Source organism: Dyadobacter psychrophilus, assembly GCF_900167945.1.
Lineage (GTDB): Bacteria > Bacteroidota > Bacteroidia > Cytophagales > Spirosomataceae > Dyadobacter > Dyadobacter psychrophilus.
The window spans coordinates 193,455-204,835 of record NZ_FUZA01000002.1 but is presented as its reverse complement, the minus strand read 5'-3'; the positions used below and the strand labels follow the sequence as shown (position 1 = coordinate 204,835).

The 11,381-nt window shown below is 47.3% G+C and carries 6 protein-coding genes; 2 read left to right on the top strand and 4 right to left on the bottom strand.

Annotated elements, in window-relative coordinates; all coding sequences use genetic code 11:
* Window position 1: 1 nt before the first annotated feature.
* The 3 genes from B5X68_RS07935 to B5X68_RS07925 form a co-directional block, all read right to left on the bottom strand.
* On the bottom strand, window positions 2–1,453 hold the full coding sequence (locus tag B5X68_RS07935) for a RagB/SusD family nutrient uptake outer membrane protein (protein WP_141110238.1): 1,452 nt from the start codon (window positions 1,451–1,453) through the stop codon (window positions 2–4).
* 27 nt (window positions 1,454–1,480) lie between these two features.
* Window positions 1,481–4,549: a SusC/RagA family TonB-linked outer membrane protein gene (locus B5X68_RS07930; protein WP_082214171.1), complete on the bottom strand. Its 3,069-nt coding sequence runs from the start codon at window positions 4,547–4,549 to the stop codon at window positions 1,481–1,483.
* 247 nt (window positions 4,550–4,796) lie between these two features.
* Complete coding sequence (locus B5X68_RS07925) at window positions 4,797–5,273, bottom strand: hypothetical protein (RefSeq protein WP_082215261.1); 477 nt, start codon at window positions 5,271–5,273, stop codon at window positions 4,797–4,799.
* 353 nt (window positions 5,274–5,626) lie between these two features.
* Between B5X68_RS07925 and B5X68_RS07920 the strand changes: the two genes are divergently transcribed.
* Both B5X68_RS07920 and B5X68_RS07915 read left to right on the top strand, forming a co-directional pair.
* Window positions 5,627–5,953 (top strand): PadR family transcriptional regulator, encoded by a 327-nt coding sequence (locus B5X68_RS07920; protein ID WP_082214170.1) that lies wholly within the window; start codon window positions 5,627–5,629, stop codon window positions 5,951–5,953.
* Complete coding sequence (locus tag B5X68_RS07915; protein ID WP_082214169.1) at window positions 5,950–8,589, top strand: ABC transporter permease; 2,640 nt, start codon at window positions 5,950–5,952, stop codon at window positions 8,587–8,589. The genes B5X68_RS07920 and B5X68_RS07915 overlap by 4 nt, the downstream gene beginning before the upstream one ends.
* Before the next feature lie 56 nt (window positions 8,590–8,645).
* Here B5X68_RS07915 and B5X68_RS07910 read toward each other — a convergent pair whose 3' ends face one another.
* Window positions 8,646–11,375, bottom strand: coding sequence for a PQQ-dependent sugar dehydrogenase (locus B5X68_RS07910; protein WP_082214168.1), 2,730 nt, complete (start codon window positions 11,373–11,375; stop codon window positions 8,646–8,648).
* Between the last annotated feature and the right edge of the window lie 6 nt (window positions 11,376–11,381).

Genomic DNA, 11,381 nt, shown 5'->3' with positions numbered 1-11,381 from the left:
ATTAATATCCCGGGTTCTGCGGGAGTTCGGGATTCACGTCGCGCTCTCGCTGCGGCAGTGGGAATAAGTAGTAAATTGGCTTGACGGTTACCGATTTGGCTTTTTGCACTTTAGCTTCCAATGTATTGGTCCGCACCAGATCATACCAGCGATGCCCTTCGGCTACAAATTCCTTCCTGCGCTGGTCGAGTATTTCTTCCTTTAAAGCAGCGCCCGAGAGGTTAACCTCCGCCAGCTTTGCCCTTTTGCGTACCAAATTGACATACTGATTAGCAATGGCCGCGTTACCCAGCTCGGCCTGCGCTTCGGCATAGGTCAGCAGCACGTCGGGATAACGGATCACCGGGAAATCCTGCTGGGAATCGCCTGCCACCGGCTCGGCGGTCCTGTCCCAGTATTTTTGAATGTAAATGTCGTTCAGCTTGATGATTGCCCCTTTGTCATTGACAAACTCGGTCAGGAAAGTCACTTTTTTGCGCTCATCCTGGTCTGTAAATGAGTTATACAAATCTTTCGTAGCCGCCTGCCAGCCTTGTGTATTGCGGATGCCTGCAATTTCTTTGGAAAGCTCCGGCGGCAACAAACGCACATTGAACTGACCGAATTCCCAGAAAGAAATGCTTCCGCCGCCATCGCCAAAGCTCACAGAGAAAAGTGCTTCTTTACCATTGCGGTTAGGATGTTTGAATGCGTCCGCAAAATTCGGCCAAAGTGCATATTTGTTAGACTGAATCACTTCCAATGCTTTTGCGGAGGCGTTCTGAAAATCTTTTCTGGTTAAATAAACCTTTGCCATCAAAGCCTTCGCCGCACCGCTGGTCGCACGTCCTTCCTGGATTGCGCCGTCGAGCGGCAATGCTTCGGCCGACTGCAAATCACTGATGATCTGCGCATAAACTGCGTCCGTATCTGCAACGCCGGGATTCAGCGGTTCTTCTTCTTTTGTCAATAAAGGCACATTGCCAAACATCCTGACCAGGTTGAAATAGGCCAGCGCACGCAAAAACTTCGCTTCGTTAACCAGCCTGTTTTTCAAAGTTTCGTCCATTTGGATCGGTGGAATGCGTTCGATGGCAATGTTGGCCAGCGTGATCGTTTTGTAGTGAATGCGCCAGATTGTGCCCACGTTGCCGTTCTCTGCATTCCAGGAAAAAGTTGCGAGCTGGTCGTTGGCAATCGCACCTTCCTGTTTGTTGATCAGCTCATCGGAAGCAAGTCCGGCCGCAATCCATGTGGTGCTGTGGTAAATGCCTTCCGGTCCTGAGGAAGTTGAGCCTAAATTGGAATACACCGAATTAACAGCGGCTGTCGCATCCTCGGCGGTTTGGTAGAAACGGTCCTGCGCAATGCGGTCTTGCGGGTCTTCTTTGAGGAAATCCTCGCAGGAGCTCAGCCATAGCAGCGCAGTCGCCAGGATCAATCCGGATGTTTTTATGAGTTTTATATTTTTCATTGTATTGATAAAAATCTTGTTTGAAAACTAGAATCCGAAATTGAGACCGACTGTGTAGGTTTTGGCTTGCGGATAACCTCCGAAATCGACGCCGACAATGTTGGTTGTGCCGCCATAAGCATTGCCTTCCGGGTCGTAACCGCTGTAATCGGTGAGCGTCCACAGGTTGGTTGCGCTTACATAAAGACGCGCGTTGGCAAGTCCGATCTTTTTGAGCACGGCTCCCGGCAGGTTATAACCCAGCGTGATATTTTTCAGGCGCACATAAGATGCATCCTCAACAAAGCGCGACGAAAACACATTGTCGTTGGCCGTAGCCAGAGCGCGGGCGTATTTGTTACTGCGGTTTTCGGGCGTCCACCGGCCAAGACCCGCTTCTGCCAGCACGTTTTGCTTGCCGTTTACATTCGCCAGGTCTCCACGGTTCTGGTTCACCATTTGGTTTCCTTGTGAACCCTGGAAGAAAAGCGACAGGGTAATGCCTTTGAAAGTGACATTGTTGTTCAAACCCCAGGTGAAATCGGGCTGTGCTGATCCGATAATGGTGCGATCAAAATCGTTGATAATACCATCTGGTGTTCCGGCCGGGCCGTTGATATCCTTGTATTTACGGTCGCCCGCCGCGGGTGTCTGCCCAGCGATAGCCGGACTGTTTTTGGCTTCTTCGTCGGTTTGATAAATTCCGTCGAACACGTAGCCATAAAATGTCCCGATGGGCTCGCCTTCCCGGAGAATGTTGCCGCCTACACCCAGGTTCACGTCTTCCTTGCGTGCCAGGTTCGTAATCTTATTACGGTTCACCGACACATTGAGCGAAGTATTCCATTGCACTTTCCCATCAAGGTTTACCGAACTAATCGCTACATCGATACCACGGTTTCTGACATTCCCAATATTAAGTAATGTATTGTCAAAACCGCTGGTATAAGGAATAGGTGTATCAAGGAGCAGGTCAATGGTGTTTTTATTGTAAGCTTCAATGGTGAAGTCAAGCCTGCCTTTCAGGATCGAAAGGTCGATGGCTGCATTCAGCTGGTCGGTGGTTTCCCATTTCAATTCCCTGTTTGGATATGAGACCGGTTCGCGGCCGCGAATCACTTCCTGGCCGGTGGTCGAGAAAACACCTTGTCCTAATGCGCCGATCAGCGCAAGCGAGCGATACGGCTGGATCGACTGGTTACCCGTGCGGCCGTAGCTCACACGGAATTTCAGGTCCTGAATTGCACTCACCGACTTCATAAAATCCTCTTCCGTCACCTTCCAGGCAAATGCTGCCGAAGGAAAGAAACCAAACTTGCGCCCTTCGGAAAACTTGGAAGAACCATCACTCCTGCCGGTTAATGTAAAAAGATATTTATTTTTCAATGTATAATTGATCCTCCCAAAATACGACAGCATGCTCCATTGCAGCTCGCCGTTTGAGGTGGTTTGCGGGTTTTCTGCTGATCCTATATCGTGCCATCCTGTGCGCGCATCGGGGAAGCCGAATGCATAAGCATTAACGGATTCATTACGGAATTTCTGCGTTTCCAAACCCAGCAACACATTGAAGCTGTTATCCTTATTGATCTGTTTGGTGTAGTTGAATGTATTGGTGTTCAGCCAGGTCAATGCCTGTAAAGTGGTTACCGAGGCTTCTCCTTTGCTGTTTTCTGTCCTTTTCAAAAAGTTGGGCCCGAATGTGTTGGATTTGGTGTTCAATGCATCTATCCCAAAACTTGACCTGAATGAAAGCCCTTCCACAATCTTATACTCAGCAAAAACAGAACCTAAAACGCGGGAAGTGGTAGTGATCGCTTCATATTCCTTTGCCTCCGCAATCGGGTTGGCAATGGCGTCACGCCTGTCGTGCTGGAAGGTGTAGCCACCAGGCCTCGACGGATCGTAAACCGGAAGTATTGGGTTGAACATTAATGCATTGGTAACCACCCCTTGCACCACATTGCCCGGTCCGGTCAGCACGCCATTGGTAGACATGCGGTTATAGGATACGTTCGTGCCAACTTTCAGCCTTTTACTTACATCGGAGTCCAGGTTCAGCTTGAACGAGTAGCGGCCAAAATCGGAGCCGGTCACAATACCATTCTGCTTAAAATAACCGCCCCCTAAGGCGTAGCGTGTTTTTTCGCTGCCGCCGGCGATGGATACCTGATAATTGGAAATGGAAGCTTTACGAAAAAGCTCTTCCTGCCAGTTGGTACCCGCTCCAAAACTGGCCGGATCCGCATAAACAGGGGCCAGTTTCGCATTGACGCTGGCCTCATTAACCAGTTCTGCAAATTGAGTTGCATTAAGCATATCCAGCGTTTTAGTCACCTGCTGGCTGCCGTAATAAGTCTCGATGTTGATAGAAGCCTTACCCGCTTTGCCCTTTCGCGTTGTGATCAAAATCACACCGTTTGCGGCCCGCGAACCGTAGATGGCTGTTGCAGAAGCATCCTTTAAGACTTCGATGGATTCAATATCACTCGGATTGATCGTAGACAATGGATTAAGGGATGGCCCACGCCCACCGGCCGACATTTCACTTGTATTGTTATTGATCAGCATCCCATCGATCACATACAGCGGCTCGCTGCTTGCACTCACGGAAGTGGTCCCGCGGATACGGATGTTAGTCCCGCCGCCTGGAACACCATTGGATTGCACAACCTGTACACCTGCCGCACGCCCTTGTAAAGCCTGATCAAAAGTGGCAACCGGGACTGCTTTCAGCTCGGTCGACGAAATGGATGTAACCGAACCCGTCAGATCCGATTTCTTAACTGTTCCATAACCTACGACCACCAGTTCATCCAGATTTTGAAGATCTTCCTTCATCGTCACGTCGATCTTCGATTGCCCGTTGACAGGCACCTCGGCTGGCGAATAACCAATAAAGGAAAACAGCAAAACCGCATTGTCGCCTGATACATTCAGCGTGAACCCACCGTTTACATCGGTTACGGTTCCGGTTGAAGTATTTTTAATAATAATGTTGACACCGGGCAAAGGCTCGCCCCGGGGATCTGTGACTTTTCCGGTCACCTGCTGCTGCGCTGCCGCTTTTGCCCAAAACAGGGCAAAAAACAGGCAAAAGAGTAAAAAGCTTCTCATAGAATGGAAAAATTAAAGCGGGTTTAGAAATAGTAAAACGATTTAGCACACGAAGTAAATCGATTTAGCACAAATTGAAAAATTTTTTATGGAAATATTTATATTTGGTTACAGCGACTGGCTGAGAGAGGTCGCCTTGGTTAGCAATTCAGTAGTTCGATCTATGCAAAAATCGTTGAATATCATCCGAAATCCTGACAGTCGTAAACGCGGATCCTGCGGCCATTGGCGTTGTATCAATATGCATTCAGGAATTCTTTTCCGGCGCATATACCGAGCGCCGGATCCATGCATCTGCGGCTTCCACATCAGTAAAAAAGTGCTCATTATCGCTGCTGTACAATGATTCGTATTTTTCGATTTTGGTAATATCCTGATGACAATGCACAGCAGCAATGCATTGAACATTTCTATTTTTAGAAATTACCAATTTCTCAGCCTCTTCGGGAAACATGTCTAAGTATCCGACTTTCCAGCCATAATTGGCGAGTGTGAGCGGGATAATGCTTCGAAACTGTTTGTGCGCATCCAGATCAACTGCTTTAAAACCGTGCAGATTTATAAAAATTTTGAATGCTCCCGAATCGGGAATCTGATTCAGCGCAGCGTGTAATGTTTGTTCCCAGCGGGCGACATCTTCTTTTTCTATATCGCCGCTAATCTGTGTAATGATAAGCTTCTCGTCAGCGAACCATTCGCTACCTATCGTTTTTACTTCTGACATTTTCATTTGATTAATAGAACATCTCTGAGCATAATTCGGGCAACAGCGTTTTTGTTCTTACCGTCGACAGAAAGCGTTGAACAATCGACAAATGAAATTCAGCGTTCCACCATGAGGGTTTGGGATCGATTGGAGCCAGTACTCGATTATTATTCCATTTTCAATTTTTAAACTGCGATGGTAAATTCGATGAGTGGCAATCCGGTTGTGATAGTAGCTGTTCAAAACCGAACGGCACTGTGTGCGCTATCGGACGCCCATAACCGTAAAAATAGCCCTTAGATCCTGTTTAAGCAATGATTGCGGTTATGGTAAGGTATTTGTTAGACATTTACATATCTAATGTATTGTCGATGAAAGGGACTTACCTGGGAGAATTTGAAGAAGTGGTTTTACTGGCCGTTGCAATCCGGACGGGTGATGCTTATGGGGCAGCTGTTGTGAATGAGATTGAGCAGCAACTTGGACGCGCCGTTAACCTGGGCGCCGTGCATACAGCATTGCACCGGCTCGAAGAAAAGGGACTTGTAAAATCGGAAATGGGTGGTGCAACAGCCGAGCGGGGCGGGCGCAGCAAAAGGCTATATGTTGTCACAATTGCAGGCCTTCGTGCATTGGAAGAAATCAAACAGCTCCGTAACCAAATGTGGGACAACATTCCAAAAATAGCGTGGTCATGAGCTACAAACCTAACCGTGAGAAGCCACCGCGATGGGCAACGCTCCTGTTGCAATTGTTTTGCCCGGCAAATATGGCCAACGAGCTGGAAGGCGATTTGGATGAATTGTTCCGGCAGCGTATCAGTTCAATAGGCCTGCGAAGGGCCAGATTACGCTATTTAAAGGATGTGCTAAGTCTAATGAGGCCTTCGCTATTGCGAGGTAAACCCAGTGAGTATCCTAACCCAAACCCTATTGATATGCTTCAAAACTACATGAAGATTGCCTTTCGCAACCTTTCCAAAAACCGCACTTATTCGGCTATCAACATTGCAGGCTTATCTGTGGGCATGACGACGGCCATACTCATTAGTCTTTGGATGTGGGACGAGCTTTCCTACAATAAATATCATCGGAATTACGACCGCATTGCGCGTGTGATGCAACACCAGACCTATAACGGAACAACTAGTACTGCAGTAGCCACTCCCCTCCCCATGCGGGCTGCCTTGCAAAACGAACATGCAAGCGAATTCACACATATTGCGTCTTCATCGTGGACGGAGGACCGGATTTTGGCATTTGGCGACAAGAAAATTTCCAGAAAGGGCAATTGCGTGGAGCCTGAATTTCCAATAATGATGTCGCTACGGGTCATTAAGGGCACAGTTACAGGGCTTGAAAACCCAACTTCTGCCCTACTTGCTGAATCAGTCGCTAGGGCACTATTCGGCGATGATGATCCGATCAACAAAACCATAAAAGTTGATAACAAGAATTACTTCAAGGTTACGGGCGTTTATGAAGATCTTCCTTATGGCACAGAGTTCCGGGATGTTAAATTTTTACTTCCGTGGAGCTTCTTTTTGCAGACAGAAGCTTGGGTAAAACGCTCAGAAACGAACTGGGGGAACAATTCTTTTCTGTTGCTGGTACAGGTTGCCCCGCATACAAGTTTTGATCTGGTTAGTAACAAGATTGAAAAAATCAAGGCCCGTCATGCCAAGGAAGAAGCAAGATTTAATCCCAGAGCATTCCTTCATCCCATGAGCCGCTGGCACCTTTATTCCGAATGGGAAAACGGAGTGGCCGTCCGCGGGCGGATCCAGTTCGTTTGGTTGTTTGGCATTATTGGCGCATTTGTGCTGCTTCTGGCATGCATCAACTTCATGAATTTATCCACGGCACGGTCACAAAAACGGGCCAAAGAAGTTGGCATCCGTAAGGCAGTTGGCTCATTGCGACGCCAGTTGATTACGCAGTTTTTTAGTGAATCGATTATGGTTTCCGTGCTCGCATTTATGTTCGCCTTGCTGCTGTTACAGTTGATCCTACCGTGGTTCAACCAAATCGCCGACAAGCAGATCACTTTTCCCTGGGCCCATGCAGAAAGCTGGCTTGTGGGCTTGGGTTTTACACTCGCGACGGGCCTTCTCGCAGGCAGTTATCCGGCTATTTATCTGTCTGCATTTCGGCCGGTGAAAGTGCTTAAAGCCACAGGGTCCTCTCTTCGTTTGCATGCAGGCCGGTATGATGCCATTCCCCGCCAAACTTTGGTAATTGTCCAGTTTACAGTGTCAATTACCCTGGTCATAGGCACATTGGTTGTCCTTCGGCAGATCCAGCATGCCAAAGACAGGCCGGTGGGTTTCGACCGCGCGGGATTGTTGACCGTAGCCATGAACACGTCGGATCTGCGAGCACATCCACAAGCACTTCGTCAGGATCTGCTTCAAACGGGTGCCGCCCTGAACATGGCCACCTCTTCGAGTCCAACTTCCGAAGTTTGGAGCAGCGACGCCAGTTTCAGCTGGTCAGGAAAGGACCCCGATCAGCTGGGCGACCTTGGCACTGTGGGCATTACGCATGAGTATGGCAAGACAGTCGGTTGGCAGGTCAAGCAAGGGCGTGATTTCTCGAGCAATTATACTACTGATCGCCTTGCTATGGTAATTAATGAAAGTGCCGCCAGGTTTATGGGTCTCAAAGAAGCCGTTGGGACGCCGGTGCAATGGAATGGTGACCAGTACAAGATCATTGGGATAATCAATGATGTGGTCACAGGATCACCGTTTATGCCCATCCAGCCTACGGTATTTATGCTGAAAGAAGACTGGGCTTCCTTCATCCATATCAGGCTTGATCCCAATCTGAATGCAAGAGAGGCGCTTTCCAGGCTTGAACCGGTTTTTAAAAAATACAATCCCGGAAGTCCTTTCGAATACAAATTTGCCAGTGACGAATATGACTTCAAGTTCCAGGCAGAAGAAAGGATTGGTAAGCTGTCCACCACATTTGCGTCTTTGGCAATTTTTATCAGCTGCCTGGGTCTTTTCGGTCTGGCAACATTTTTTGCAGAACAGCGTCAGAAAGAAATTGGACTTCGCAAAGTGCTGGGCGCTTCCATAGTACAACTTTGGCAAATGCTCGCAAAAGATTTTGTATTTCTGGTTCTAATCTCCTGCCTGATAGCAACACCTATTGCCTATTACTTGATGCACGATTGGCTGCAACATTACACTTACCGAACAGCACTTTCCTGGTGGATTTTCGCTGTGGCATTATGTGGCGCTCTGGTTATTACGCTGATCACTGTCAGTTTTCAGGCATTGAAGGCAGCACTTTTAAACCCTGTAAAGAGCTTAAAGAACGAATAACTTTTTTTGAGGTGACAGGTGATCGCTTTGCGTTCCAGGAAAGATCTTTACAGGCATTAATTAGTTGTAAACCGGATCGCTTTAATGGTGATAGGATCTCCGTTGAAAACCAAATAAATGTCTTTTGAACCGGATGCAGCCTGACTGGTGATATTCAAAACCATTTTATCACTGTATTTACCAGAAAATCTTCCTAAAAGCGCTCCATTCACGGCATTATCACGTGCTTCAATTAACATGGAATGAAGCACGTTTCTATTTTCTTCGGGTATGCCAAGTATCTCTATTTTTTTGATATCGGTCAGATCGATTTTTTCAAATGTTAAAAAAGCGCCGGATTCGTTAATGAACGCACTCGTACTGTCATCGTTGAAGCTTATCTTACCCGACTGATCCGCATAAGACACTGGCAGAAGCGGATTTCGAAGTATAACAGTTGCTTGCGAAGATTGTGCAGCTGCCGAATTTGCTCCCCGATCCGTATAGGCCGCACGGAAAATAAAGCTGCCCGCTGAACCGGCTTTCGGGACAATGGTTGTGTAGGTTCCTTTTATGGGTAATGTTTTTGCGGACTTTGGCTTATCAGATAAGCTTAAAATGTAGTTCACAATCCCCTTAACGTCACTTTCCGACATCGCAGGATGCGCGGGCATATATGCATCACCCCAGACTCCTGAACCACCGTTTAAGATTTTTTTAGACAAACTTACCACCGCAGAAGGAACATCTTTATACTTTCTCGACACATCCGTAAAAGACGGTCCCAACACCTTTTCGTTAATCGCATGACAAGCCTTGCAATCTCCGTTGTTGATCTGATAAATGGCAGTTGCGTATTGTGCCGAAGCGTCTGTGCTTAATTGTTTTTGTGCAATCCTGGTTAGATTAAATCCTTCCGAAAGATAATTGGTGCTTACCGAAACCTGGGACGGCAGAATTTTCCCGTTGGCAAGACTACCATCTTCCTTATCACTTACGCTAACCGCGTATTGAATACTTTTTCCGGGAAAAAAGAAAGTTGAATTGCCTTTCGTAACCTTGAATTTCACCACCGGAGGTTCGTTACCAGCCATAATCTCCACCGATTTACTGTTCTTTTCGCCGAGCTTGTCCATGACGGTCAAGGTTGCCTGGTAAGTGCCTGCTGATGTAAGCGTAATGACTGGATTGGCCTCTTTCAGCGTTTTATAGGCTGCTTTATTTTTAGTAATCACCCATTCATATTGCAACGTTTCATCTTCATCGTAATCTTTTGTTCCCGAAGAAGAAAGCGTAACATGCAATGGAAGTGCTCCTGCTGTTTTACTGGCCGATGCTTCCACTGACGGTTTTCTGTTTCCACTGTTATATTCGATCCGGATCAATTCCGCTTCGGGGTTATCTTTAAAATACCCGTTTCCATATTCAAGTACATACAGATCTCCATCCGGCCCAAATTTCATATCGATTGGACCATTCAGTTTCATATCCGGAAGAAATCGCTCCATTGATTTATAATGGCCATTCTCATCTATTTCTACCGCATTGATCCAACCCCGTACCCAGTCGGTAATGAACCATTTCCCTTCATAGTATTCAGGAAATAAGCGCGCTGCATTTTTGAAATCATCCTTCCTGAAAATGGGCCCACCCACTGCACTGTTTCCGCCACTTTCCAACAAAGGAAATTCCCTGCTTAGCCCTTTCGGATACCAGATCAATGCGGGTTGCGCAGCGGGAAGTTGTTTCAGGCCGGTGTTATTCGGTGAATTGTTGACGGGCAAAGCAGCATCGAAATGATTTCCGGATGTTTTGGTTGCGAAGTCATAATTCACGTATGCTTTGTTGTCGGCTACAAAGTAAGGCCAGCCATAAAAACCCGGCCCTTTGGCCATATTAAATTCATCGTATGATTGCGGCCCGCGTTTTTCCATGTCATCGTCCGAGCCATCCGGGCCGACTTCCCCCCAATACAGCCAGCCGGTTTTGGAATCAATTGTTGGTCGCCACGGGTTTCTGTTCCCCATGGTGTAAATTTCAGGTCTGGTTTGTGGTGTTCCTACCGGGAACAGATTGCCTGCCGGAATGCTATAAGGGGCGTCACCCGGTTCGGGATGTATCCGCAAAATCTTCCCTCTCAGATCATTGGTATTCGAAGATGATTTCTGGGCGTCCCGGGGTGATTCCCCTGGCCTTTCATCAATGGGCGTAAAGCCGTCAGAAGCTCGTGAAAAGGTGTTATCGCCGGTGGTCAGATACAAATTTTTGTCTTTATCAAACAGCATTCCTCCGCCTACGTGGCAACATTCTTCACGCTGAACGGCCACTTCCAGCATCACTTTTCGCGAGCTCTCCAATAGTTGCTTTCCCAGCCACTCGTAACGTACCAGCACATTTTTTGCATCATCGCCAACCGGCGAATAGTAAATATAGATCCAATGGTTTTTGTCATAATCAGGGTCAAGGATAACACCTTGCAACCCATCCTCTCCCTCGGTTACTTCTCCTTTTTTACTTACATATTTTGTACTGACCGTAAATTCGCCTATTGTCTCGGAGGCCCCTGACTTTGGATCATAAACCTTTAATTTTCCTTTCCTTTCAGCATAAAGCACCCGGCCATCTTTCAAAATTTGAAATTGCATGGGTTCTTCAAGCCGCTGGGCAAGTACAACTTTGGTAAACCGGTTGCTTTCAGGCTTTTTCGGGGCTTGTGCAAACACTGCGGTTAGTGAAACAGTGAAAGCAAGTAAGGAAAAAACCAGTTTGCGCGGCCTTACCAGGTTTTTGAAAACGGATTGTACCATTATATT

Bases quoted from the DNA above. Each gene is read 5' to 3' on its own strand.
- B5X68_RS07935 (WP_141110238.1), bottom strand. From the start codon at position 1,453: ATGAAAAATATAAAACTCATAAAAACATCCGGATTGATCCTGGCGACT.
- B5X68_RS07930 (WP_082214171.1), bottom strand. From the start codon at position 4,549: ATGAGAAGCTTTTTACTCTTTTGCCTGTTTTTTGCCCTGTTTTGGGCA.
- B5X68_RS07925 (WP_082215261.1), bottom strand. From the start codon at position 5,273: ATGTCAGAAGTAAAAACGATAGGTAGCGAATGGTTCGCTGACGAGAAG.
- B5X68_RS07920 (WP_082214170.1), top strand. From the start codon at position 5,627: ATGAAAGGGACTTACCTGGGAGAATTTGAAGAAGTGGTTTTACTGGCC.
- B5X68_RS07915 (WP_082214169.1), top strand. From the start codon at position 5,950: ATGAGCTACAAACCTAACCGTGAGAAGCCACCGCGATGGGCAACGCTC.
- B5X68_RS07910 (WP_082214168.1), bottom strand. From the start codon at position 11,375: ATGGTACAATCCGTTTTCAAAAACCTGGTAAGGCCGCGCAAACTGGTT.